The sequence below is a fragment of the Streptomyces sp. NPDC048496 genome (genome assembly GCF_043200055.1).
Classification (GTDB): Bacteria; Actinomycetota; Actinomycetes; order Streptomycetales; family Streptomycetaceae; genus Streptomyces.
Genome location: NZ_JBICXB010000002.1, coordinates 374,910 through 399,331 on the forward strand (window position 1 = coordinate 374,910; position 24,422 = coordinate 399,331).

22 protein-coding genes and 2 pseudogenes are annotated in these 24,422 nt (G+C 70.0%); 13 read left to right on the forward strand and 11 right to left on the reverse strand.

The features are described from left to right. Nucleotides 1-64 precede the first annotated feature (64 nt). The 3 genes from ACGFSA_RS03875 to ACGFSA_RS03885 are packed head-to-tail and all read right to left on the reverse strand — an operon-like array spanning nt 65 to nt 2,750. Nucleotides 65-973 (reverse strand): metal ABC transporter permease, encoded by a 909-nt coding sequence (locus ACGFSA_RS03875; protein WP_393299217.1) that lies wholly within the window; start codon nt 971-973, stop codon nt 65-67. A 2-nt stretch (nt 974-975) separates the two neighbouring features. Next, the gene (locus tag ACGFSA_RS03880) at nt 976-1,758 is read right to left on the reverse strand and encodes a metal ABC transporter ATP-binding protein (protein ID WP_393299221.1); all 783 of its coding nucleotides are present in this window, start codon (nt 1,756-1,758) and stop codon (nt 976-978) included. A gap of 38 nt (nt 1,759-1,796) precedes the next feature. Continuing rightward, nucleotides 1,797-2,750 (reverse strand): metal ABC transporter substrate-binding protein, encoded by a 954-nt coding sequence (locus ACGFSA_RS03885; RefSeq protein WP_393299224.1) that lies wholly within the window; start codon nt 2,748-2,750, stop codon nt 1,797-1,799. Nucleotides 2,751-2,958: 208 nt separating this feature from the next. On the opposite strand from ACGFSA_RS03885, the gene ACGFSA_RS03890 reads away from it, so the two are divergent. The 5 genes from ACGFSA_RS03890 to ACGFSA_RS03910 all read left to right on the forward strand — a co-directional run bounded on the left by ACGFSA_RS03890 (nt 2,959) and on the right by ACGFSA_RS03910 (nt 10,370). Beyond that, the gene (locus ACGFSA_RS03890) at nt 2,959-4,341 is read left to right on the forward strand and encodes a glycine--tRNA ligase (RefSeq protein ID WP_384136712.1); all 1,383 of its coding nucleotides are present in this window, start codon (nt 2,959-2,961) and stop codon (nt 4,339-4,341) included. A 375-nt stretch (nt 4,342-4,716) separates the two neighbouring features. Beyond that, nucleotides 4,717-4,947 (forward strand): DUF6243 family protein, encoded by a 231-nt coding sequence (locus ACGFSA_RS03895; protein WP_393299229.1) that lies wholly within the window; start codon nt 4,717-4,719, stop codon nt 4,945-4,947. Between the two features lie 222 nt (nt 4,948-5,169). Beyond that, a complete protein-coding gene (gene dusB, locus ACGFSA_RS03900) occupies nt 5,170-6,318 on the forward strand; it encodes a tRNA dihydrouridine synthase DusB (RefSeq protein ID WP_393299232.1) in 1,149 nt (382 codons plus the stop codon). Nucleotides 6,319-6,861: 543 nt separating this feature from the next. Continuing rightward, nucleotides 6,862-9,600 carry a pyruvate, phosphate dikinase gene (gene ppdK / locus ACGFSA_RS03905; protein ID WP_393299234.1) on the forward strand — a complete coding sequence of 913 codons (2,739 nt, stop codon included), beginning with the start codon at nt 6,862-6,864 and terminating at the stop codon, nt 9,598-9,600. Between the two features lie 359 nt (nt 9,601-9,959). Further along, nucleotides 9,960-10,370, forward strand: coding sequence for a VOC family protein (locus ACGFSA_RS03910; protein ID WP_393299237.1), 411 nt, complete (start codon nt 9,960-9,962; stop codon nt 10,368-10,370). A 21-nt stretch (nt 10,371-10,391) separates the two neighbouring features. Here the strand turns inward: ACGFSA_RS03910 and ACGFSA_RS03915 are convergent. After that, a pseudogene (locus ACGFSA_RS03915) lies at nt 10,392-10,632 on the reverse strand (short-chain dehydrogenase); the annotation flags it as partial. A gap of 202 nt (nt 10,633-10,834) precedes the next feature. On the opposite strand from ACGFSA_RS03915, the gene ACGFSA_RS03920 reads away from it, so the two are divergent. After that, nucleotides 10,835-11,620, forward strand: coding sequence for a sulfite exporter TauE/SafE family protein (locus tag ACGFSA_RS03920; RefSeq protein ID WP_393299240.1), 786 nt, complete (start codon nt 10,835-10,837; stop codon nt 11,618-11,620). Between the two features lie 39 nt (nt 11,621-11,659). On the opposite strand, the gene ACGFSA_RS03925 is transcribed toward ACGFSA_RS03920, so the two are convergent. The 4 genes from ACGFSA_RS03925 to ACGFSA_RS03940 form a co-directional block, all read right to left on the reverse strand. After that, entirely contained in the window at nt 11,660-12,283 is a 624-nt protein-coding gene (locus ACGFSA_RS03925; RefSeq protein WP_393299243.1) for a class F sortase, read from the reverse strand. Nucleotides 12,284-12,411: 128 nt separating this feature from the next. Then, entirely contained in the window at nt 12,412-13,296 is an 885-nt protein-coding gene (locus tag ACGFSA_RS03930) for a hypothetical protein (RefSeq protein WP_393299246.1), read from the reverse strand. A gap of 363 nt (nt 13,297-13,659) precedes the next feature. Continuing rightward, complete coding sequence (locus ACGFSA_RS03935; protein ID WP_393299249.1) at nt 13,660-14,121, reverse strand: DUF5990 family protein; 462 nt, start codon at nt 14,119-14,121, stop codon at nt 13,660-13,662. 184 nt (nt 14,122-14,305) lie between these two features. Beyond that, nucleotides 14,306-15,097 (reverse strand): aminotransferase class IV family protein, encoded by a 792-nt coding sequence (locus ACGFSA_RS03940; RefSeq protein WP_393299252.1) that lies wholly within the window; start codon nt 15,095-15,097, stop codon nt 14,306-14,308. A 72-nt stretch (nt 15,098-15,169) separates the two neighbouring features. Between ACGFSA_RS03940 and ACGFSA_RS03945 the strand changes: the two genes are divergently transcribed. Further along, nucleotides 15,170-15,760: an NADPH-dependent FMN reductase gene (locus tag ACGFSA_RS03945; RefSeq protein WP_393299255.1), complete on the forward strand. Its 591-nt coding sequence runs from the start codon at nt 15,170-15,172 to the stop codon at nt 15,758-15,760. A 56-nt stretch (nt 15,761-15,816) separates the two neighbouring features. Here ACGFSA_RS03945 and ACGFSA_RS03950 read toward each other — a convergent pair whose 3' ends face one another. Further along, nucleotides 15,817-15,948 carry a hypothetical protein gene (locus ACGFSA_RS03950; protein WP_393299258.1) on the reverse strand — a complete coding sequence of 44 codons (132 nt, stop codon included), beginning with the start codon at nt 15,946-15,948 and terminating at the stop codon, nt 15,817-15,819. 163 nt (nt 15,949-16,111) lie between these two features. On the opposite strand from ACGFSA_RS03950, the gene cutA reads away from it, so the two are divergent. Beyond that, nucleotides 16,112-16,450 (forward strand): divalent-cation tolerance protein CutA, encoded by a 339-nt coding sequence (cutA, locus tag ACGFSA_RS03955; RefSeq protein ID WP_393299261.1) that lies wholly within the window; start codon nt 16,112-16,114, stop codon nt 16,448-16,450. 2 nt (nt 16,451-16,452) lie between these two features. Further along, nucleotides 16,453-16,920: a gamma-glutamylcyclotransferase family protein gene (locus ACGFSA_RS03960; RefSeq protein ID WP_393299264.1), complete on the forward strand. Its 468-nt coding sequence runs from the start codon at nt 16,453-16,455 to the stop codon at nt 16,918-16,920. On the opposite strand, the pseudogene ACGFSA_RS03965 reads toward ACGFSA_RS03960, so the two are convergent. Then, nucleotides 16,880-17,068: pseudogene (locus ACGFSA_RS03965) on the reverse strand (molybdopterin dinucleotide binding domain-containing protein); the annotation flags it as partial. The gene ACGFSA_RS03960 and the pseudogene ACGFSA_RS03965 sit on opposite strands and share 41 nt — an antisense overlap. Further along, nucleotides 17,069-17,773: a vancomycin high temperature exclusion protein gene (locus ACGFSA_RS03970; protein ID WP_393299267.1), complete on the reverse strand. Its 705-nt coding sequence runs from the start codon at nt 17,771-17,773 to the stop codon at nt 17,069-17,071. A gap of 530 nt (nt 17,774-18,303) precedes the next feature. Between ACGFSA_RS03970 and ACGFSA_RS03975 the strand changes: the two genes are divergently transcribed. From ACGFSA_RS03975 to dnaG, 4 genes are all read left to right on the forward strand, one after another. Next, the gene (locus ACGFSA_RS03975; RefSeq protein ID WP_393299475.1) at nt 18,304-19,116 is read left to right on the forward strand and encodes a Cof-type HAD-IIB family hydrolase; all 813 of its coding nucleotides are present in this window, start codon (nt 18,304-18,306) and stop codon (nt 19,114-19,116) included. Between the two features lie 184 nt (nt 19,117-19,300). After that, nucleotides 19,301-20,626, forward strand: a complete 1,326-nt coding sequence (locus ACGFSA_RS03980) for a deoxyguanosinetriphosphate triphosphohydrolase (protein WP_393299270.1) — start codon at nt 19,301-19,303, stop codon at nt 20,624-20,626. A 505-nt stretch (nt 20,627-21,131) separates the two neighbouring features. Continuing rightward, the gene (locus ACGFSA_RS03985; protein ID WP_393299273.1) at nt 21,132-22,391 is read left to right on the forward strand and encodes an NAD(P)/FAD-dependent oxidoreductase; all 1,260 of its coding nucleotides are present in this window, start codon (nt 21,132-21,134) and stop codon (nt 22,389-22,391) included. A gap of 114 nt (nt 22,392-22,505) precedes the next feature. Then, the gene (gene dnaG / locus ACGFSA_RS03990) at nt 22,506-24,410 is read left to right on the forward strand and encodes a DNA primase (protein ID WP_393299276.1); all 1,905 of its coding nucleotides are present in this window, start codon (nt 22,506-22,508) and stop codon (nt 24,408-24,410) included. Nucleotides 24,411-24,422: the final 12 nt, after the last annotated feature.

Consider the following 24,422-nt stretch of genomic DNA (forward strand, 5'->3'; position numbering starts at 1 on the left):
GGTGCCTCCTCACGTCGCCCGTACATGTGTCGGGCCATTGTGCCAGCCCGCCCGGGCGCCGGGGTCAGACCCGGACGCCGTTCGTGGCCGGGCGGGCAGCCGGTATTTCCGGAGTCTCCCCTTCCAGGGTGCACTCCGCCGAGACCGCATCGCTGCTGCGGGCGCGCCTTCTGGCCAGCGGCGTGGCGAGCAGGGTCAGCACGACGAAGACGCCGATGGCCAGCAGCACGATGGTCGCGCCGGGCGGTACGTCCTGGTAGTAGGAGGTCACGGTGCCGGCCAGGGTCACCGCCGTACCGATGACGACGGACAGCACGAACGTCACCTTGAAGGACTTCGAGATCTGCTGCGCCGCGGCGACCGGGACCACCATCAGCGCGCTGACCAGCAGCAGACCGACGACCCGCATCGCCACGGTGACGGTCACCGCCGCGGTGACCGCGATCAGCAGATTGAGTGCGCGCACCGGCAGTCCGGTGACCCGCGCGAACTCCTCGTCCTGACTGACCGCGAACAGCTGCCGCCGCAGCCCCAGCGTCACCAGCAGCACGAAGGCGGCGAGCAGGCAGATCGCGGTGATGTCCTCGGACGAGACCGTGGAGAGGGAGCCGAAGAGGTACGAGGTGAGGTTGGCGTTGGAGCCGGTGTCGGAGAGATTGATCAGCAGCACACCGCCCGCCATACCGCCGTAGAAGAGCATGGCCAGCGCGATGTCGCCGCGCGTGCGTCCGTACCAGCGGACCAGTTCCATGACGATCGAGCCGACGACGGCGACGGCCGTGGCCATCCAGACCGGGCTGGTGGAGAGCAGGAAGCCGAGACCGACACCGGTCATCGCGATGTGGCCGATGCCGTCGCCCATCAGGGCCTGGCGGCGCTGCACGAGGTAGATGCCGACGGCGGGGGCGATGACGCCGACCAGTACGGCGGCGAGCAGGGCCCGCTGCATGAAGGGGGGCTGGAGAAATTCCATGATCAGGTCAGCAGTCCCGTCCGGACGGGCTCGGAAGCCGCATGGGGGTGTACATGGTCGTGGCCGGGCAGCGCGTGCTGGCCGACGGCCTTCGGGGGCGGCCCGTCGTGCATCACACAGCCCTCGCGGAGGACGATCGCGCGGTCGATGAGGGGTTCCAGCGGGCCCAGCTCGTGCAGGACGAGCAGCACGGTGGTGCCGGCCGCCACCTGCTCGCGCAGCGTCTCGGCGAGGATCTCCTGGCTGGCCAGGTCGACGCCGGCCATGGGCTCGTCCATGATCAGCAGCTCGGGCTCGGCTGCGAGTGCCCGCGCGATCAGCACCCGCTGGTGCTGACCGCCGGAGAGCGCGCTCACCGAGTCCCCGGCCCGGTCGGCGAGGCCGACGAGGGCGATGGCGCGGTCGACTGCGGCCCGGTCCGCCTTGCGGAGCAGCCCCAGCTTCGTACGGGACAGCCGCCCCGCGGAGACGACCTCGCGGATGGTGGCGGGAACCCCGCTGGCCGCCGTGGTGCGCTGCGGTACGTAGCCGATCCGTGCCCAGCTGCGGAAGCGGCGCAGGGGGGTGCCGAACAGCTCGACCGAGCCGCCGGTGAGCGGGACCTGGCCGATGACGGACCGGACGGCCGTGGACTTGCCGGAGCCGTTGGCGCCGAGCAGCGCGGCGACCTCGCCGCGGTGCACGGTGAGGTCGACGCCGCGCAGCACGGGGCGCGCGCCGAGGGTCGCGGTGGCTCCGCGCAGGGCTATCACGGGGTCGGGCTGGGTGCTCTCGGGCTCGGGCATGAGCGCCTCCGATGCTGCTGTGGCGGGTGTTACGAGGGTCACTTCGCGCCGAGCGCCTTCTGGAGGGCGGCGAGGTTGGACTGCATGACCTCGAAGTAGTCAGCGCCCTTGGACTTGTTCGTGATTCCCTCGAGCGGGTCGAGGACATCGGTCCTCAGGCCGGTGTCCGCCGCGACGGTCTTCGCGGTCTTGTCGCTGGCGAGGGTCTCGAAGAAGACCGTGGTGGCCTTGGTCTTCTCCGCGATGGTGTGGATCTCCTGGATCCGGGCGGGGCTGGGCTCGGCCTCGGGGTCGATGCCGGCGATGCCCTCCTGGACCAGGCCGTAGCGCTCGGCGAGGTAGCCGAAGGCGGAGTGGGTGGTGATGAACGTCTTGGTGGCGGTGTTCCTCAGCCCCGTCTCGTACGCCGTGTTCAGCGCGTCGAGCCTCTTGACCAGGGCGTCCGTGTTCTTGCGGTAGTCCGCGGCGTGGCCGGGGTCGGTCTTCTCCAGGGACGCGCCGACGCCCTTGGCGACCTCGGCGTACTTCACCGGGTCCAGCCAGATGTGCGGGTCGGCCCCGGCGCCGTCGCCCTTGTGCTCGTGGCCGTGCTCGTCGCCGCCGGTCTCGGTGCCGTGGTCCTCCAGGGTGGTCAGCTTCGCAGCGTCGACGCTGTGGGTCGACCCGGACAGCTTGATCGCGTCGTCGACGGCGGGCTGGATACCCTTGAGGTAGAGGATGTAGTCGGCGTCGCCGAGTCCGCCGATCTGCCGCGGACTGAGCTCCAGGTCATGCGGCTCGACGCCCGGCTTGGTCAGCGTGCTGACCGAGACGTGGGTCCCGCCGATCTCCTCGGCAAGGAACTGCATGGGATAGAACGACGCCACCACATTCAGCTTGTCGCCGGCCTTGAGGCCGGCGGCGTCCGACGGGGAGCAGGCGGAGAGGGCCGTGAGCCCGAGGACGACTGCTCCGGCGACGGCAGCGGTGGGTATGAGGCGGCGTATGTTCATGACAGTCATTTTCAACAAAACTGGAAACGATTGTCAACAAGCCGGTTGGGATGGCCACCGGGTGAGCCGTCCGCGCACCGATTTGATCCGGAGGGCCCGCCCGCCGGTAATCTGAAGCATTCGCCCGCCCGTCTCCCGACCACCACCCCCCACCGAGGCGCTTCGCGCCACCCCTGTCCAATTTCGTCGTCGTAATGAAGAGAGCACCGTGGCCGCCGACAAGATCGACTCCATCGTCAGCCTGAGCAAGCGCCGTGGCTTCGTCTACCCCTGCAGTGAGATCTACGGTGGCCAGAAGGCCGCCTGGGACTACGGGCCGCTGGGCGTGGAGATGAAGGAGAACCTCAAGCGCCAGTGGTGGCGCTACATGGTCACTTCGCGCGAGGACGTGGTCGGTCTCGACTCGTCGGTCGTCCTCGCCCCCGAGGTCTGGGTCGCCTCCGGCCACGTCGCCACGTTCACCGACCCGCTGACCGAGTGCACCTCCTGTCACAAGCGCTTCCGCGCGGACCACCTGGAAGAGGCGTACGAGGAGAAGCACGGCAAGCCGCCGGTCAACGGCCTCGCCGACCTCAACTGCCCCAACTGCGGCAACAAGGGCACCTTCACCGAGCCCAAGCAGTTCTCGGGTCTGCTCTCCACGCACCTCGGCCCGACCCAGGACTCCGGTTCGGTCGCCTACCTGCGCCCCGAGACCGCGCAGGGCATCTTCACCAACTTCGGTCAGGTGCAGCAGACCTCGCGCAAGAAGCCGCCGTTCGGCATCGCGCAGATGGGCAAGTCCTTCCGGAACGAGATCACTCCGGGCAACTTCATCTTCCGCACCCGTGAGTTCGAGCAGATGGAGATGGAGTTCTTCGTCAAGCCGGGCGAGGACGAGCAGTGGCACGAGTACTGGATGGAGCAGCGCTGGAACTGGTACACGGACCTGGGCCTGCGCGAGGAGAACATGCGGTGGTTCGAGCACCCGAGGGAGAAGCTCTCCCACTACTCCAAGCGCACCGCTGACATCGAGTACCGCTTCCGCTTCGGCGGCAGCGAGTGGGGCGAGCTGGAGGGCGTCGCCAACCGCACGGACTACGACCTCAAGGCCCACTCCGCCGCTTCCGGCACGGACCTGTCGTTCTTCGACCAGGAGGCCGGCGAGCGCTGGACTCCGTACGTCATCGAGCCCGCGGCCGGTGTCGGCCGTTCGATGCTCGCCTTCCTTCTCGACGCCTACATCGAGGACGAGGCGCCCAACGCCAAGGGCGTCATGGAGAAGCGCACCGTGATGCGCCTCGACCCGCGCCTCGCGCCGGTCAAGGTCGCGGTGCTGCCGCTCTCTCGCAACCCGCAGCTGTCGCCGAAGGCCAAGGGCCTCGCCACCGACCTGCGGAAGAACTGGAACATCGAGTTCGACGACGCGGGCGCCATCGGCCGCCGCTACCGCCGTCAGGACGAGATCGGTACGCCGTTCTGCGTCACCGTCGACTTCGACACCCTCGACGACAACGCGGTCACGGTGCGCGAGCGCGACACCATGAAGCAGGAGCGCGTCTCGCTGGACCAGATCCAGGCCTACCTCGGCGCCCGTCTGCTCGGCTGCTGACGCATCACGGTTCCACCGCGAAGCCCCCGGTTCCACGTACGGAACCGGGGGCTTCGTTGCGACGGCCGCCCGGTGTGACCTGCCCCGGTGCGCGGGGCTGTCAGGCGCGCAGACCGCGCAGCAGCAGGTCCGGCACGGCGGCGAACCCGGCGCCGATGGCGGGGTTCTGCCACTGTTCTGTGGTGCTTCGTGCGGGCAGGCCGAAAACCGGGTGTCTCACCCGGTGCGGCCGGGGTACGGTTCCGGCATGTCTTCGTTCTTCCAGATCTACGAGTGAGAGCGCGGCGGGCCCGACCGCCCGCCGCCCACCGGATCGATTCCAGGTCGCTCACGACCTCACGTCTCACGACGTCTCACCACGAATGGGAGAACCCCGTGGCCAAGAGCCGCAACAACCTTCTCGGTGTCGGCGGACAGCGCAAGAAGCTGTCCCGCGCCGATCAGCAGGGAGCGGGCAGCGCGCGTAACGCCGACCGCAGGACCGCGGAAGACCGGAAGCAGGAGCTGCTGCGCAAGATGCGCGAGCGCGCCGGGTCCGGGCAGGCCCCGGCGTCCACCGACGCCGCGACGTCGAACCGCGAGGGCGACTCCGCGGCGCAGAGCTGACGCCTTCTCGGTGCCCGTACGACTGTGGGCCCGGATCACCGTTGGTGATCCGGGCCCACGTCCGTTCCCGTTCCCGTACCCGTGCCCCGTCCGTGCGCGGGCTCACGCCACCGTGCGAGTTCCGGGAGATCTGGGCGTTGACCAGCGACCTTCCCGTGCGGCTGCCCGCTTCTCGCCCCGGCGCCCGCCGAAGCAGCTTCCGCCGTACGCGACAATGGGGCAATGACCACGCTCGCCCCCTCACTCCCGCAGCTCCGGATCGGCCCGCACACGGTGCAGCCGCCGGTGGTGCTCGCGCCCATGGCCGGTATCACCAACGCTCCGTTCCGCACCCTGTGCCGGGAGTTCTCCGGCGGCAAGGGGCTGTTCGTCAGCGAGATGATCACGACGCGGGCGCTGGTCGAGCGCAACGAGAAGACCATGCAGCTCATCCACTTCGACGCGAGCGAGACCCCGCGCTCGATCCAGCTGTACGGAGTGGACCCGGTCACGGTCGGCAAGGCCGTCCGCATGATCGTCGACGAGAACCTCGCCGACCACATCGACCTGAACTTCGGCTGCCCGGTCCCCAAGGTGACCCGCAAGGGCGGCGGCTCCGCGCTCCCGTTCAAGCGGCCGCTGCTGCGCGCGATCCTCAACGAGGCCGTATCCAACGCGGGCGACCTGCCGGTCACCATCAAGATGCGCAAGGGCATCAACGACGACCACCTCACCTACCTCGACGCGGGCCGGATAGCGGTGGAGGAGGGCGTCACGGCCGTCGCCCTGCACGGCAGGACCGCCGCCCAGCACTACGGCGGCACCGCCGACTGGGACGCGATCGCCCGCCTCAAGGAGCACGTCCCGGAGATCCCGGTCCTCGGCAACGGCGACATCTGGTGTGCGGACGACGCCCGCCGGATGATGCGCGAGACCGGCTGCGACGGCGTGGTCGTGGGCCGCGGCTGCCTGGGGCGCCCGTGGCTCTTCGGTGACCTGGTGAGCGCCTTCGAGGGTACGGAGGCGAGGCAGGCGCCGGCGCTCCGGGAGGTCGCGACGGTGATGCTGCGGCACGCGACGCTGCTGGGGGAGTGGATCGGCGACGAGACCCGTGGCGTGATCGACTTCCGTAAGCATGTGGCCTGGTATCTCAAGGGCTTCTCGGTCGGCTCGGAGATGCGCAAGAAGCTGGCGGTCACCTCGTCGCTGGACGAGCTGGGTGCGCAGCTGCACGAGCTCGACCTGGACCAGGCCTGGCCGGACGGGGCGGACGGGCCGCGCGGGCGCACGTCCGGCAACAACCGTGTGGTGCTGCCGGACGGCTGGCTGAAGGACCCCTACGACTGCTCGGGCGTGAGCGCGGACGCCGAGCTCGACACCTCGGGCGGCTGAGGCACCGGGTGCCCTTGATTCATCCCGCTCATCTGAGCGTCAATCCGGGGTGAATCGAGGGTGGACCGGAAGGCGTGGGGCGTCGCGGCGTGCGAAAGGGATGCCGCGTCCGCACTTCTTTCGCCGCTTGTGGTCGGGGTGTGACCATGCGTGGCCCCGAAGGCGTCCGGATAGTGACATCTGAGCCCCCGCCGGGGCGTGATTCTCGCCACCCCTGAGGGGTGCACTGCTCAAATGAGCGGGATTTTGAAAACTGCACTTCTCAAATGATGGCACTCGGTGCCATCCGACTTTATTTTGATCGATCGACACATCCACTACACACCGTGCGCAATTCTCGCCATCTTCGGAACTTTGGGTAGTGATGTGTTCAAGAAGCGAATGAATATGTCAATGCGTGGGTCTGAAACGAAACTTTCGATCTGCTGGCGGACGAGTGGTTAAGGCCGCATGACGCGCAAGTGGACGTACCCAGACACCTTCGATCTGGGTATGTTCCTCGCCGTCAGGGCAGCCACCCGAGTCCTCTAGGAGTCGAGACCCGTGTCGGAAAACAAAGATCCTCACGTACCCACGCCGGAGCTCCTGGGTCAGAAGTTCGTTTATGACTTCACCGAGGGCAACAAGGATCTGAAGGACCTGCTCGGCGGCAAGGGGGCCAACCTCGCCGAGATGACGAACCTCGGGTTGCCCGTCCCTCCGGGCTTCACGATCACCACCGAGGCGTGCAAGGTCTACCTCGAGAGCGGCGAGGAGCCGACGGCGCTCCGCGACGAGGTGAGTGCGCACCTCGCCGCCCTGGAGAAGCGGATGGGCAAGAAGCTCGGCCAGGCCGACGACCCGCTGCTGGTCTCCGTCCGCTCCGGCGCGAAGTTCTCGATGCCCGGCATGATGGACACGGTTCTCAACATCGGCCTCTCCGACGAGTCCGTCGTCGGTCTCACCGCCCAGGCCGGCGACGAGCGGTTCGCGTGGGACTCGTACCGCCGCCTGATCCAGATGTTCGGCAAGACCGTCCTCGGCGTCGACGGCGACCTCTTCGAGGAGGCGCTGGAGGCCGCGAAGGAGGCCAAGGGCGTCACCGTCGACGTGGATCTCGACGCGGCCGACCTGAAGAAGCTGGTCAAGCAGTTCAAGAAGATCGTCACGCGCGACGCCGGGCGTGACTTCCCGCAGGACCCGCGCGAGCAGATGGACCTGGCCATAAAAGCCGTCTTCGACTCGTGGAACACCGACCGCGCCAAGCTCTACCGCCGCCAGGAGCGCATCCCCGGCGACCTCGGCACGGCCGTCAACATCTGTTCGATGGTCTTCGGCAACCTCGGTCCCGACTCCGGTACGGGCGTCGCCTTCACCCGCGACCCGGCCAGCGGCCACGCGGGCGTGTACGGCGACTACCTGCAGAACGCGCAGGGCGAGGACGTCGTCGCGGGCATCCGCAACACTGTGCCGCTCGCCGATCTGGAGTCGATCGACAAGAAGTCGTACGACCAGCTGATGCAGATCATGCAGACCCTCGAAACGCACTACAAGGATCTGTGCGACATCGAGTTCACCATCGAGCGCGGCCAGCTGTGGATGCTCCAGACCCGGGTCGGCAAGCGCACCGCCGGTGCCGCGTTCCGCATCGCGACGCAGCTCGTCGACCAGGGGCTCATCGACGAGGCGGAGGCGCTCCAGCGTGTCAATGGCGCGCAGCTGGCGCAGCTGATGTTCCCGCGCTTCGACGCGGACGCGAAGACGGTGCTGCTCGGCCGGGGCATCGCCGCGTCGCCGGGCGCCGCGGTCGGCAAGGCGGTCTTCGACTCGTACACCGCGGTCAAGTGGTCCCGGTCGGGCGAGAAAGTCATCCTGATCCGCCGCGAGACCAACCCCGACGACCTCGACGGCATGATCGCCGCCGAGGGCATCCTGACCTCGCGCGGCGGCAAGACCTCGCACGCCGCCGTCGTCGCCCGCGGCATGGGCAAGACCTGTGTCTGCGGCGCCGAGGAGATCGAGGTCGACACCAAGCGGCGCCGGCTGACCGTCGGCGGGACCGTCGTCGAGGAGGGCGACATCGTCTCGGTCGACGGCTCCACCGGCAAGGTGTACCTCGGTGAGGTCCCCGTCGTGCCGTCCCCGGTCGTCGAGTACTTCGAGGGCCGGATGCACGCGGGCGCCGACGACGCCGACGAGCTGGTCGCCGCCGTGCACCGGATCATGGCGTACGCGGACCGGGTGCGCCGGCTGCGGGTGCGGGCCAACGCGGACAACGCCGAGGACGCGCTGCGGGCGCGGCGCTTCGGCGCCCAGGGCATCGGCCTGTGCCGCACCGAGCACATGTTCCTCGGCGAGCGCCGCGAGATGGTCGAGAAGCTCATCCTCGCGGACACCGACGACGAGCGCGAGGCCGCGCTTGCCGCGCTGCTTCCGCTCCAGAAGGCCGACTTCATCGAGCTGTTCGAGTCGATGGACGGGCTGCCCGTCACCGTGCGGCTGCTCGACCCGCCGCTGCACGAGTTCCTGCCCGACATCACCGAGCTGTCGGTGCGGGTCGCGCTCGCCGAGTCCCGCAAGGACGCGAACGAGAACGACCTGCGGCTGCTCCAGGCCGTGCACAAGCTGCACGAGCAGAACCCGATGCTCGGCCTGCGCGGCGTACGGCTCGGGCTGGTCATCCCCGGTCTGTTCGCGATGCAGGTGCGGGCGATCGCCGAGGCGGCCGCCCACCGCAAGAACGCCAAGGGCGACCCGCGCGCCGAGATCATGATTCCGCTCGTCGGCACGGTCCAGGAGCTGGAGATCGTCCGCGAGGAGGCCGACCAGGTCATCGCCGAAGTCGAGGCGGCCACCGGCACCGAGCTGAAGCTGACGATCGGCACGATGATCGAGCTGCCGCGCGCCGCGCTGACCGCCGGTCAGATCGCCGAGGCCGCGCAGTTCTTCTCCTTCGGCACGAACGACCTGACCCAGACGGTGTGGGGCTTCTCCCGTGACGACGTGGAGGCCTCGTTCTTCACCGCGTACCTGGAGAAGGGCATCTTCGGGGTGTCGCCGTTCGAGACGATCGACAAGGACGGCGTCGGTTCGCTGGTCCGCAGCGCCGTCGCGGCCGGCCGGGCCACCCGCCCGGACCTGAAGCTCGGTGTCTGCGGCGAGCACGGCGGCGACCCGGAGTCGGTGCACTTCTTCCACGAGGTGGGCCTCGACTACGTCTCCTGCTCGCCGTTCCGGATCCCGGTCGCGCGCCTGGAGGCGGGCCGGGCAGCGGCAGAGGCGAAGGGCAGCGACAGCCGCTGACCTGATCACCCGGACAACCCTGAAGCGGCGGCACCCTGTGCGGGGGTGCCGCCGCTTCGTCATGTCCGGATCCCGGGCGGAGACAAAAGGAGCGCGCAAGCGGTTTCGGCGTCGAGTACGGAGAACCAGTCGTCCCGGTCCCGGCCGGTCTGTTCCCGGAGCGCGTCGGCCGACGGCTTCTCGGTGATCCGCCGGCCGGTCGATCCGTTGCCTGCTCCGTCCTTCGATACGTTCGTGGCTCCGACGACGGGAACTCCGGAAAATTTCTTCGCCGTCGGCGATGAGTTCGGTGGCGGCCGGACGTCTACCCCTCGGAAGCGCTCGAAGGGAGCGCCACCGATGAGCGGAGAAGAGTGGACATGAACCAGATGATCTTCGTGAACCTGCCGGTCAAGGACCTTGAGACGACGAAGGGCTTCTTCGCCAAGCTCGGCTTCTCCTGCAACCCGCAGTTCACTGACGAGAACACCGCGTGTCTCGTCATCAGTGACACGATCTTCGCCATGCTCCTCACCGAGCCCCGCTTCAAGGAGTTCACCAAGAAGGACGTCGTGGACGCGTCGAAGTCCACCGAGGTGATCATCGCGCTGAGCGCCGAGAGCCGCGAGAAGGTCGACGAGCTGGTCGACACGGCGCTTGCCTCCGGCGGTTCGCCCGCCAACGAGCCCATCGACCACGGGTTCATGTACGGCCGGTCTTTCCAGGACCCGGACCACCACATCTGGGAGGTCATGTGGATGGACCCGGCCGCCGTCCAGGAGCAGGGCTGACGCGTCGGAACGCCCCGGGCCTCAGGGGGTGAGGCCCGGCCAGGTCACCCCGGTGAGCTGCTCGGACGCCACCCACAGGCGTTCCGCTCGCCACATCGTTCCGCCTCCAGCCCGTCCGCCAGGACGGGGCGGGCGCACTCCGCCGGCCCAGCAGCTTCGGGCCGGTGAACGAGTCGGGGCGCACCCCGGGCGCGGTGGCCGCGTACAGCGTCGGCAGCGCACCGCAGGACGCGGGCTGGGCGAGGACCCGGTTGCCGAGTCCGACCACCGTGGTGAGAAGCGTGCGCGGCGGGTGTTGCCCGACCGGATCCCCGCTGTTTCCCGGGAGGAACCTTGCGCTCAGTGCCTCCGAAGAGGGTCTGTGAGGGCCTTGGAGCCCCGGAAGCTCAGAGTTGGCTCAATTTTCCGGCAATCCCGCAGAAGCAGTTGGACGGGACATGTATCGCGTCCATAGGGTCGCGAGCATGCCCGACATCACCCTGACCACCCTCGTTGTCCTGTGCCTCGCCGCTGCCGCCGCGGGCTGGATCGATGCGGTGGTGGGCGGTGGCGGGCTGCTCCTGCTGCCCGCGCTGCTGCTCGGTCTGCCGCACGTCCCGGCCGCGTATGTCCTCGGCACCAACAAGGCGGTGGCCATCGTCGGTACCTCGGGCGCCGCCGTGACGTACGTGCGCAAGGCGCCGGTGAAGGTCGGGACGGCGGTGCGGATCGGGCTGATGGCGCTGGCCGGATCGATGACCGGTGCCTTCTTCGCCGCCGGGATCAGCAGTGACGTGCTCCGTCCGGTGATCATGGTGGTGCTGCTGGCGGTGGCGGCGTTCGTGATGCTGCGGCCGCAGTTCGGCAAGGAGGCGGGCGGGGGCACGGACCGGAAGGTCGCCCGGGCCCGTACCGTCACCGCGATCGTTCTGGTCGGCGGCGGCATCGGCTTCTACGACGGGCTGTTCGGGCCGGGCACCGGCACGTTCCTGGTGCTCGCGCTGACCGCCGTGCTCCACCTCGACCTGGTGACGGCGTCGGCCACCGCCAAGATCGTCAACGTCTGCACCAACGCCGGCGCCCTCGCGATGTTCGCCTACCAGGGCAGCGTGCTGTGGCAGCTGGCCGCGCTGATGGCGGTGTTCAACCTGGCGGGTGGGCTGCTCGGTGCGCGGATGGCGCTGCGCAAGGGCAGCGAGTTCGTCCGTGGTGTGCTGCTGGTCGTGGTGTTCTCACTCGTCGCGAAGCTGGCGTTCGACCAGTGGGCCTGAGGGCCTCCTCCACGACAGGGAGTGGACCGGCGACCGGCGTCAGCGCACCCCGGTGAGGTGCGCGTACGCGACCACGTTGCCCTGGTAGCCGGTGTCCCGTGAGAAGCCGCCGCCGCAGGTGATCAGCCGCAGCGAGGCGAACGACGAGGCGCCGTACACCCGCCGGTCGGGGAAGTTCTTGTTCTTGTACACCTCGATGGCGTCGAGCGAGAAGACGGCGGTGGTCCCGTCCTGCCGGACCACCTCGACGGTGCTGCCCTTGGCCAGGGTCCCCAGGTCATAGAAGACGGACCGTCCCTTTGCGTTGTCGACATGGCCGGCGACGAGCGCGGTGCCCTTGACGCCGGGCGGGGTGCCGTCCTTGTACCAGCCGACGACGTTGCGGTTCTCGGCCGGCGGCACGTCGAGGCTGCCGTCGGAGCCGAGCCCGAGCCGCATCATCGGGGCGTCCACCTTGATGCTGGGGATACGGAGACGGACGGGCGTCGAGGGCCGCAACGGGGCGGCGACGGGCGAGCCGGGCTGCACTCCGGGACCGGCGGCGAAGGCCTGGGCGGTGGTCGGCTGCGGCGGTACCAGCACGGTGCCGGCGCCGTGCTGGATCAGCCAGACGCCGACCAGCGCTGCGACGGCGACCAGCCAGCCCTTGGCCTTCTGGAACACGGTCGTCCTCCGGGGTGTCGTCCTCCGGGACGGGGAAGGACGTGAGGAAGGAAGTGGGGGTCCCGTCCCGGTGGCGCGCGGCCACCGGGACGGAATCGTGGCGGTACGGGGACGTGGGTACGTCCCCGTCAGCTGCCCGCCTGCGTGCCGCTCGCCCGACGACGCAGGAGCCAGGCTCCGCCGACGGCGGACGCGGCGAGAACGCCGGCACCCGCCGCGATCTGGGAGGTGTCCGGGCGGATGCTGCCGCCTACACCAGTTTTGACGTGCCCGGAGGGAGAGGTGGGCACGGTGGAGCTGTCGAGGCCGTTCCCGGTGTCGCGGCCTTGGCTGTTTCCGGTGTCGAGGCCGTTCCCGTTCCCGGTGTCGCGGCCTTGGCTGTTTCCGGTGTCGAGGCCGTTCCCGTTCCCGTTCCCGTTCCCGTTCCCGTTTCCGATGTTGCGGCCGTTCCCGTTGTCGCGCCCGCTCGCGTTCCCGGTGGAGTTGCCGATGCCGAAGGGGTTCTGGTTCCCGAGGAGGCTCTGGCCCCTGGCTGCCAGGCCGTCGAGGGAAGGCACCGAGTTGCCGCCGCCCGTGTTGTTGCCGTAGCCGTTGTCCGCCACGGTGCCGGCGGGGGAACCCGCGGCGGCGTACTTCGCGGTGTCAGCCGCCTTCACCCGCAGCCTTCCGGTGACCTCTCTGCCGTTCTCGCAGGACACATCGATGATGTACGGACCGGCGTGGGTCTTCTTCGGCACCGTGAACGTGCCGACCACCACCTCCTTGCGGGTGGTGGACGCCAGCGTGAAGTCCCCCGCTTCCAGGGAGTTCGCATCTCCGGCGGCCTTCGCGTCGTTCCCGCAAGCGGCGGTGTTCACCGTGACCGTGGTGCCCGGAGCCGCGTCCGCCGGGGATATCTCCAGCTGACCGACGTCCCCTGCATACGCGGACGGTGCGGCGGTGGACAGGCTGAGCGTGGCAGCGGTGAGTGCTGCGGCGGCGGTGCCGGTCACGAGGCGGGCAGGACTGCGCATGGGGGTTCCTCCGAGCAGAGGCGCTGGCGAGTATCTCCTGTTGCAGAGCTAACGGGCGGCGCGCCACCCATGCATGCTGACACCGGGTCAGCTTTCACCCGACCGGTCCGGGCCGGGCTCCTTGTCGAGAGGTAAGCGTGCAGGTCACAGCGGGGATGGGAGGGCAGGAGGCCGGCCCCGCGACACACCGTGCTGATCGGGTGACGAGCCACGAGGGATGGGTGGTGTACGTCACATGCATGACCTCGCCGGCCCCGGGCACACGCATGACACCCCCCACGCGACGGCTTTTCCCCCGCCGCCCCAGGCCGCCGCCCCCATCGGACCCACCCCCCTGGGCCCGATGGGGGCGGTCCCGTCCCGTCACTCGGGGGCGAGTGGGGTCCAGGTGACGACCGGCGGTCGGACACGGGCGCAGAGAGGCTGTCCCTCGGCGTCGGAGAGGCGCAGGCGTGCGGTGAGATGTCCGGAGCGCGCGGCGGCCTCGAGCACGGTCGGATCGATGTCGCCGAACATCAGCTTGGCCCGCCGGAACATGGAGAAGACGCCGTGGTCGTCCACGGTGCCCCAGGACAGATAGACGAAGCGCCCGCCGAGCCGGTTCTGCACGTACGGCCCGGTGACCGTGATGCCGTCGTCGGTCGCGGTGGCCGTGCAGTCCAGTGTCCATCCGGCCGACGGTGCGTCGCCGGGGTGCAGGCCCAGCAGCTCGCCGGGCCTGTCCTTGCGCTGTACGCCGACATGGATGTTCCGGGCGCCGGGGAAGTCACTGCCGGGCCCGCAGGTGCGGCCGGGGAGGTCCGAGCCCTCGATGTGGATCTGCATGGGCCCCATGCTCCCCTCTCAGAGCCTGTCGGGTGACCTTCGATCGGAAAGCGGACGCGGTCTGGTGCGTGCGATTCCAAGGCGCTGGAAGGTCCTCGTAGCGGAGCTACTAGGGCATTTCGGCAACGCGGGAAGCGTGCGTGCCAGGGCGTGGCCGCCCGATCAGAGGTCACCCGACAGGCTCTCAGACGGTGTCCCAGGGCGCAGCCTCGTACGCCGACCCCACCCGCTTCATGAGTTCCTCGACGACCACGAACTCCGTGTCGTCGATCCGCCGGATCGGAGCGATGCCCTGCGAGTTGGTGAGGAATGCCGACCGGTAGGCGCCGATCCCGTCGAGCGTCACCGGGCGCCGTACGGACTCCAGCCCGGCGCCCGGCAGTTCCTGCTCCAGCAGGGCCATGGTGATGCCGAGCAGTGCGGGCGCGTCGGGCCAGACGACCGAAGTGCCGTCCCAGAAGGCGACGTTGGTGATCGCCCCTTCCGTCACCGTCCCGTCCGGTGCGATCAGCAGCGCCTCGTCGAAGCCCGAGCGTGCGGCGAGCTGCCCGTAATAGGTCTGACCGAACTCGCCGGGGCGCTTGATGTGCGGGACGGTGCGGACATACGGAACGGACATCAGGCAGTGCGGGTCGGTGGACTTCTGCGCCGGTCCACGCACGGTGACCATGACGGTCGTCCCGGTGTCGCCCGGCGGCAGGAAGGCGTGCACCCGGGTCGAGGCGTCCCGTACCCCGGCGCCGTCCAGCGCGTGCCGGATCAGCTCGCGCACCCGGCCGCCGTCGAGCCCATGGCCGAAGAGTTCCCGGTTGGCGGCGTCCAGCCGGGCCAGGTGGAGCGCGAGGCCGCGTACCTTCCCGTCCCTGACCTGCATGGCGGTGAAGTGACCGTAGTTGGAGAAGGCGGGGATCCGGAGATCCGCCGCCGTTGCTGCGTGTCCGTTGAACTCGACGTACAGGGGCGCGGCGGTCGTCATGTGTTCCACCGTACGCCGGAGGTGAGCGGCGGCGCTTGACCTCAACCATGGTTGACATACGAGTCTCGCCGCATGGAACTCACCACATCTCCCCTGAAGGTCGCGGTCATCCTTGCCAGCAACCGCGAGGGCCGCTTCGCCCCGGTCGTCGCCGACTGGTTCCTCTCCCGCACCGCCGGTCACCCGGGCATCGAGACCGACCTGATCGATGTCGCCGAACTCGATCTCCCGTTCGCGCTCACCTACCGCCCGGGACCGGACGTGCGGGCCCGACTGGCGGGAGTGTCGCCCAGGTTGGCCGCCGCCGATGCCTTTGTCGTGGTCACGCCCGAGTACAACCACTCGTACCCCGCCCCGCTGAAGAACCTCATCGACTGGCATCACGCCGAATGGCAGGCCAAGCCCGTCGCCTTCGTCTCGTACGGGGGAGTGTCGGGCGGTCTGCGGGCCGTCGAACATCTTCGCCAGGTCTTCGCCGAGCTGCACGCCGTCTCCCTCCGCGACACCGTGTCGTTCCACAACGCGGGCGCTCTCTTCGACGACGAGGGCCGGTACAAGGACCCTGTGGCCGTCGACGCGGCGGCGAAGACTCTGCTCGACCAGCTGAGCTGGTGGGGGAGTGCGCTGCGGGACGCCAAGGCGGTTCGCCCGTACGGAGGCTGATTCCTTCTCGGCCGGACGCAGGTCCCGGAGCGAGTGTTTCCGGGACCTGCTCCCGGTCAGCCGACCGAGACCGCGGACCAGGTCGCGGCCACCGTGTTCTGCTCCGCGCTGCCCGCCCCGTGCAGATCCTTCGCCCTCATCGGACTCCTCGGTGCGCGCGGGGCGATGACGGTGATCTGAGCTCGCATCAGATGTGGAGGAGCTCACAAAATGGGCGCCCGGCTCATGACCCGTCATGTCCATACCGTCTCGGGGGATCGGCGGGAGGACAGCGGGCCGGAGCACCCGGACAATCGACGAAGAAGGAAGCCCGACAGGCAGAAGAACCGAGAAGAACCGAGGAGGCCGACGGTGACATCGCCGGGATGGCTGACCGTACTGACCACCACGGACAGCGAGGAGAAGGCCAACGCCCTGGCCCAGGGTGCGGTGGAGGCACGGCTCGCCGCGTGCGCGCAGATCTCCGCGCCCGTCACCTCTGTCTACCGGTGGCAGAACGCCATCGAGACCACCGAGGAGTGGCAGGTGCTGTTCAAGACGACGGCCGAGCGCTACGACGAACTGGAGGAGCACCTCCGGGCGGCGCACGACTACGAGACCCCGGAGATCATCGCCATGCCGGTGGTACGCGGAAGCGCCGGCTACCTCAACTGGCTGACGTCCCAGACCGCCCCGGCCACGGCCCTCTGACCATGCCGCAGACCGCCCCCGAACTGCCCTTCTTCGTTTACGGAACGCTGCTCCCCGGCGAACCCAACCACGACCTGTTCCTCCGCGGCCGGGCGATCGCGGAACAGCCCGCCCTGCTGCCGGGCGCCCTCCTTTACGACGGCCCCGGCTACCCGTACGCGATCGAGGGCCACGGCACCGTGCACGGCACGATGGTGACCGCCGCGCCCGCGAGCTACGCCGAGCTGCTCGTACAGCTCGACCGGCTGGAGGAGTACGTCGGTCCCGGACACCCGGGCAACCTGTACGAGAGGGTCGCCCGAGAAGTCCGCCTCCCGGCCGGGAAGCCACCCGGCACCGGAACCGCCCGCGCCTGGGTCTACCTCGCCGCCGCTCCCGTCGCCCGCTCCCTCCGCTCCAACGGCACCCTCATCCCCGGAGGCAGCTGGCTCACCCGCCGGCAGCCTCCACCCGCACCGCGCACACCTTGAACTCCGGCATCCTCGACACCGGGTCCAGCGCCGGGTTCGTCAGCGTGTTGGCCCGGCCCTCACCCGCCCAGTGGAACGGCATGAAGACGGTGTCCTGCCGGAGGGCCCCGGTGATCCGGGCAGGCGCCACCGCCCGCCCGCGCCGTGATCACCCCTGAGGGAGTGTCCCGGCCGTCAGGGCCTCCCCGACCCCGGGCTCCTTCGGCCCCAGGAAGCGCGGGTCCGGCTTGAACATCGCGTCCAGCGCCGCCTTCCCCGCCGCGAACACCTCCCGCGTCCCGCCGTAGTACCAGGTCACATCGTGTTTGGCGTCGACCCCGACGCCGTACGCATCGATCCCCGCGGTGCGGCACAGCGCGATCGCCCGCCGGATATGGAACCCCTGGCTCACCAGCACGGCCCGGTCTACACCGAAGATCTTCTTGGCCCGCACGCAGGAGTCCCAGGTGTCGAACCCGGCGAAGTCGCTGACGATCCGCCGGTCCGGCACTCCGTGCGCGACGAGAAACGTCCGCATGGCGTCCGGCTCGTCGTACTCCTCCCGGCTGTTGTCCCCGGTGACGAGCACGACCTTCACCTTGCCGTCCCGGTACAGCTCGGCGGCGGCCCGCAGCCGGTTCGCCAGATACGGCGACGGCTTCCCGTCCCACAGCCCGGCCCCGAACACCACGGCGACCTGCTGCGCGGGCGCGTCCGCGGTCGTCCGGACCCGGGCATCGGCCACGGAGTACATCCACGTGCTGGGTGCCAGCCCCAGCACACAGGCGATCATGACCCCTTGCACGGCCCGGCGCTGCCCACGCCGCGTGCGCGGCCACAGTCGCCCCAGCCATTGCGGCCGCTTCCCTCGCATCGGATCCCCTTGTCGGTGTCGGTGCGTCACCTGGTCGGACGAGTATCTGGGCGCAAGGGTTCTCCGCCCTGCGGACTTCTTCGCCGACGAGCCGTCGACGCACGGTGAACCACTGACGATCCGTCGACATGCCGGGCATCATTGCAGCCATGAACCTGCCGAGCGCCCGCACACACTCCGACGACTGGGTGACCATCGCCGCGTACGAGAACGTGAAGGGCCGCCCGCACCCGGCGGCCGCCGTCCGCGCCTGACTGCGTGACCGGGGCATCGACTGGATGCCGTTCCCGCTCGACGACGTGCGGTGCGACCTGGCCTGCGGCCCCGGTCCCGACGGGCACTGGCACGGCTGGATCACCGTCCGCATCCGCGCAACAGCTCTCCTCCCGCTCGGCCTTCACCCGGATCAGCCCTGGTCGCGGCCCAATTCGCCCTCGCCGCCGCGCTGGTGGCATGCGGAGGCGGAGCGTGCCGTACGCCCGCCACGCACGGATCCAGCCCAGTAGCATCGTCCGATGCTGCTTCCCCGGATGATCGCCTCCGACCTCGACGGCACTCTCCTGCGGCGCGACGGGACCCTCTCGCCCCGCACCCTCCGCGCCCTGCGCACGGCCGAGAGCGCCGGTGCGGAGGTCGTCCTCGTCACCGCCAGACCGCCCAGGTTCGTCGACCGGCTCGCCGACGCGACCGGGCTGGCGGGGACGGCGGTATGCAGCAACGGCGCGCTCGTCTACGACATCGGGACGCGTACCGTCGTCTCCTCCCGCGCCCTGTCCGTCGCCGTCGCCCGGCGCGTGGCCACAGAGGTCGCCGCCGCCGTGCCGGAGGTGGGATTCGCCCTGGAGACCGGCAACCAGGTGCTGTACGAACCGGCGTACCGGCTGCGGCTCTCCGAGGACATCGACGCCGAACTGCCCGTACCGTCCCTCGCCGACCTGTGGCTCACCGACGTGCCCGTCACCAAACTCCTCGCCTGGTCCGCCCGGCTCGACGCGGACACCCTGCTGGCCGCCGCCCGCGAAGGGGCGGGCGCGGCGGGCCGCGAGGTGCAGTTCACCCACTCCGGCGGACGCGGACTCCTGGAGATCAGCGCGTCCGGAGTCACCAAGGCGGGCACCCTCGCCGAGCTCTGCGCCGGGCGCGGGATCGACGCCACGGAGGTCATCGCCTTCGGTGACATGCCCAACGACCTGACCGTCCTCGACTGGGCGGGCATCGGCTACGCCATGGGCAACGCCCACCCGACCGTGCTCGCCGCCGCACCCGCCCACACGGTGTCCAACGAGGAGGACGGGGTCGCGCACATTCTGGAGGGACTCTTCGGGCCGCCGGCCGCTCCGTGAGCCCGCGGCAAAGACCGTCACCCCGCGCAACGACCCGGCAACCTACGCCCTGCACCGGTACGACCGGGCGCCGGCCGGCCAGGCACGTTCCGGCGCACGTGAGGCGCATGAATCCGCGGCGGACGGGCCTCTTCAGGCGTCCGCCTGAGCCGTCTTGTCGGTCCGGCCGATTACTGTCGGAACCATGGACGGTACGCAGGGCACACAGGACCACGGCACCGCGCCCTACGGCGCTGCCGACGCCGAGCGCTGGGACACCGAGCCCGACAAACGGCCCGGTCGCACCGCCTTCCAGCGGGACCGCGCCCGCGTGCTGCACTCCGCCGCGCTGCGCAGACTCGCCGGGAAGACCCAGGTCGTCACGCCCGGCACCCGCAGCCTCGCCTGGGACGCCAGCCCCCGGACCAGACTCACCCACTCCCTGGAGTGCGCCCAGGTCGGCCGGGAGCTCGGGGCCGCGCTCGGCTGCGACCCCGACCTGGTCGAGACGGCGTGCCTGGCGCACGACTTGGGGCACCCGCCGTTCGGGCACAACGGTGAGCAGGCGCTCAACGACTTCGCCTCGGACTGCGGGGGCTTCGAGGGCAACGCCCAGTCGCTGCGGCTGCTGACCCGCCTCGAACCGAAGCGGTTCGTGCGCGATGTGCGGACCGGCGAGCTGGTCAGTGTCGGGCTCAATCTGACCAGGGCCGCGCTCGACGCCGCCACCAAGTACCCGTGGCCGCGCGGCGCCCACCCCACCGACCCCGGCTCGCCGAAATTCGGGGTCTACGAGGACGACCTGCCGGTCTTCCGCTGGGCCCGCCAGGGCGCCCCGCGGCACCGCAAGTGCTTCGAGGCCCAGGTGATGGACTGGTCCGACGACGTCGCGTACTCGGTGCACGACTTCGAGGACGGGCTGCACGCCGGTCACATCGACCCCAACTGCCTCTTTGCCGAGCTGGAGCGCCGCGAGATCTGGGACGTCGCGATCGGTCGGTACGTCCCGGCCGACACCGACCCGCAGGAGCTGGCTGACGCCCTCGACCGGCTCATGGCCCAGGAGTGGTGGCCGCACGGCTACGACGGATCGGCCGTCGCCCAGGCCCGCCTGAAGGACGCGACGAGTCAGCTGATCGGCAGGTTCTGCCTCGCGGCCGAGACCGCCACCCGGCAGGCGTACGGGCACGGCCGCCTCGGACGGTACGCCGCCGAACTCGTCGTCCCCCGCGAGGCGCGCAGCGAATGCGCGGTCCTGAAGGCGGTGGCCGACCGCTATGTGATGCAGCGCTCCGAACAGGAGGCGATCCGTGCCGACCAGCGGATCGTCATCGCCGAACTGGCGGCGGCGCTGACCGCGCGCGCCCCGGAGGGCCTGGAACCGCAGTTCCGCGCGCTGTACGAGCACGCGCCCGACGACCGCGCGCGCAAGCGGGTCCTGGTCGACCAGATCGCCGCCCTCACCGATGCGTCGGCCCGCTCCCTGAACACCTCGCTCACCTCGCGGGGGCGGTGGTCGCGGGAGGGGTGAGAGCCTGCCGCGCCGATGTCCGTCCCCGGGAGCGCGCCCGCGCCGCCGCCGCCGCCCGCCCCGACCAGGCGTGGTCAGCGGGCGCGGACGGGGCGCTGCGTGCCGCGGTCACGGCGAGAGGGCGCCCACATCGGCACGGCCCCGGGGCCTCCCCGCATGCACATCCCTCGGGCATGTCCTGCGGCAGTGGGGCGCGGCGATGACGCACAGCAATGCCACAGGTGATGTGCTGGGAGCACATACCGCACTGCGCAGGGGAGCCGGGCCGCCGTGAAAGCAGCTGTCTCACAGCACACCCCATGCCACCCGCCCACTCCGGCCCCGTATCCAGGTGTCGCCGGCTCCGTCCGGGGGCCCTGCTCCGCGTGGTGCCGGTCCCGGTCGGCAGACTGGCCTGTGACCACTGGGTGTGACCTGATCGGGGTACACCCTCTTTCGCCATCACGCTGCGTGCGGGACGCTCGCAGTTGGCGGCGCCGCGCAGCAAGCACCGAGGAGGCATCAAGTGGTCGACGCACATCGCACGTTCGTCATCGTCGGCGGAGGACTGGCAGGAGCGAAGGCGGCAGAGACACTCCGGTCGGAGGGGTTCAGCGGCCGGGTGATCCTGGTCGGCGATGAGCGTGACCATCCGTACGAACGGCCTCCCCTCTCCAAGGGCTATCTGGCCGACAAGGAGACACGCGAGAGCGTATTCGTCCACGAGGCGGCCTGGTACGCGGGCGCCGATGTGGAGCTGCACCTCGGCACGCCCGTCACCGCCCTCGACCGCGACGCCCGCTCCGTGGAGCTCGGAGACGGCACGGTCATCCACTACGACAAGCTGCTGCTCGCCACCGGCGCCGAACCGCGCCGCCTCGACATTCCCGGTACGGACCTGGCGGGCGTCCACCATCTGCGCCGCCTCGCGCACGCCGACCGGCTGAAGAACGTGCTGTCCGCGCTCGGCCGCGACAACGGCCATCTGGTGATCGCCGGAGCCGGCTGGATCGGCCTGGAGGTCGCGGCGGCGGCCCGCGGATACGGCGCGGAGGTCACCATCGTCCAATCGGAGGCGACCCCGCTGTTCCGGGTCATCGGCCCGGAGCTCGGCCAGGTCTTCACCGAGCTCCACAGCGACCACGGCGTCCGCTTCCACTTCGGCCGCAAGCTCACCGAGATCATCGGCCAGGACGGGATGGTTCTCGCCGCCCGAACCGACGACGGTGAGGAACACCCCGCCCACGACGTGCTCGCCGCGATCGGCGCCGCCCCGCGCGCCGCCCTCGCCGAGGCCGCCGGTCTCGACATCGCGGCCCGCAGCGACGGCGGCGGCATCGCCGTCGACGCCTCGCTGCGCACCTCCGACCCGCACATCTACGCGGCCGGGGACGTCGCCAATGCGCTGCACCCGCTGCTCGGCACCCGGCTGCGCGTGGACCACTGGGCGAACGCGCTGAACAGCGGCCCGGCCGCGGCCCGCGCCATGCTCGGCCAGGACGTCAGCTACGACCGGTTGCCGTATTTCTTCTCCGACCAGTACGACCTGGGGCTCGAATACTCGGGCTGGGCGCCGCCGGGCTCGTACGACCAGGTCGTGATCCGCGGGGACGCGGGCAAGCGGGAGTTCATCGCGTTCTGGCTGAAGGACCGCAGGGTGCTGGCCGGGATGAACGTCAATGTGTGGGACGTCACCGAGACCGTGCAGGAGCTGATCAAGGCCGGCCGGCCGGTCGACGCGGACGCGCTCGCGGACCCGTCGGTACCGCTGGATTCCCTGGTCTGAGCCCTTTGCGGAAGCTGTGGTTCCGTTCCGGGCGGGTGTGCACACGATCCCACCCGGCGCCCGCGACACCGATCACGGACCCGTCCTGTCCGAGCCCACCCGTAGACTTCACCCGTGGCAGGCAGGATCAATGACGACGATGTGAAGGCGGTCCGGGACGCGGTCCCGATCGACGCCGTCGTTTCCGAGTACCTGCAGCTGAGGAACGCGGGCGGAGGCAACCTCAAGGGGCTCTGCCCGTTCCACGACGAGAAGTCCCCCTCCTTCCAGGTCAGCCCGAGCAAGGGTCTCTTCCACTGCTTCGGCTGCCAGGAGGGCGGCGACACGATCGCCTTCGTGATGAAGATCGACCATCTCTCGTTCTCCGAGACGGTCGAGCGCCTCGCCGCCAAGGCGGGCATCACCCTGCGGTACGAGGAGGGTGGCTACAACCCCTCCCACCAGCGTGGCGAGCGCATCCGGCTGGTCGAGGCGCACAAGATCGCCGCCCAGTTCTACGTCGAGCAGCTGGACGGTCCCGAGGCGGAGATCGGCCGGAAGTTCCTCGCCGAGCGCGGCTTCGACCAGGCGGCCGCGGCCCACTTCGGCGTCGGCTACAGCCCGGCCGGCTGGGACCACCTCACCCGCTATCTCCGCGGCAAGGGGTTCAGCGACCGGGAGCTGATCACCTCCGGCCTCTCCCAGGACGGCCGCCGCGGTCCCATCGACCGCTTCCGCGGCCGGCTGATGTGGCCGATCAGCGACACGTCGGGCGAGGTCGTCGGCTTCGGTGCCCGCAAGCTCCGCGACGACGACAACGGCCCCAAGTACCTCAACACCCCCGAGACCGCGATCTACAAGAAGTCGCAGGTGCTGTACGGGATCGACCTCGCGAAGAAGGACATCGCGAAGTCCAGCCGGGCCGTCGTCGTCGAGGGCTACACCGACGTCATGGCCTGCCACCTCGCAGGGATCACCACCGCCATCGCCACCTGCGGCACGGCGTTCGGCGGCGACCACATCAAGATCCTCCGCCGGCTCCTGATGGACAACGGCAGCGCCCGCGTGATCTTCACGTTCGACGGTGACGCGGCGGGTCAGAAGGCCGCCCTGCGCGCCTTCGAGGACGACCAGAAGTTCGCCGCGGAGACGTACATCGCGATCGCCCCGGACAACATGGACCCGTGCGATCTGCGCCTCGTCAAGGGCGACGAGGCCGTCCGCGAGCTCGTCGAACCCCGCACCCCGCTCTTCGAGTTCGCACTCCGCCAGATCGTCGGGCGGTACGACCTGGAGACCCCGGCGGGCCGCGGCGCCGCGCTCGACGAGGCCGCGCCCGTCGTCGCCCGGATCAAGAACAGCTCCTCCCAGCACGAGGTCGCCGTCCAGCTGGCCGGGATGCTCGGCATTCTCGACACCCAGTTCGTCGTCAAGCGCGTCGCCCAGCTCGCCCGCTGGGCCCGCGACCGCGGCGACCGGGGTCCCGCACCCGCACCCTCCCGCGGCGGCCCCCCGCACCAGCAGGCCCAGGTCCCCGCGGGCCCCTCGGGCCCCGCGCTCAATCTCCGCAGCCCCGCCCACCGCACCGAGCGGGAGCTCCTCAAGCTCGCCCTGCAGAAGCCCGCCCTGGTCTCCCCGGCTTTCGACGCCTACGGGATCGACGAGTTCACCGCCCCGCCGTACGCCGCGGTGCGCCAGTGCATCGCGGAGGCGGGCGGCGCCGAACAGGGCCTCGCCGACAACCGCGAGTATCTGGTCGGTGTCCTCGACGCCGCCCCCAATGACACCGTGCGCAAGCTGGTCACCGAGCTTGCCGTCGAGGTCTTCCACGGTAAGTCCATCGACGAGGCGTACGCGGGCGAGCATCTGGTCAAGGTCCGGCTGCGCGCCGTGGACCGCCGGATCAACGACGTCCAGGGCAGCCTGACCCGTCTGGGCAGCAATGTCGCCCCGGATCACCTGGCGGCCGCGCAGAACGAGGTCTGGGTGCTGCAGCAGTACGCGCAGTCCCTGCGCAATCACGGCGCCGACGCACTCTGACCGCCCCCCGAG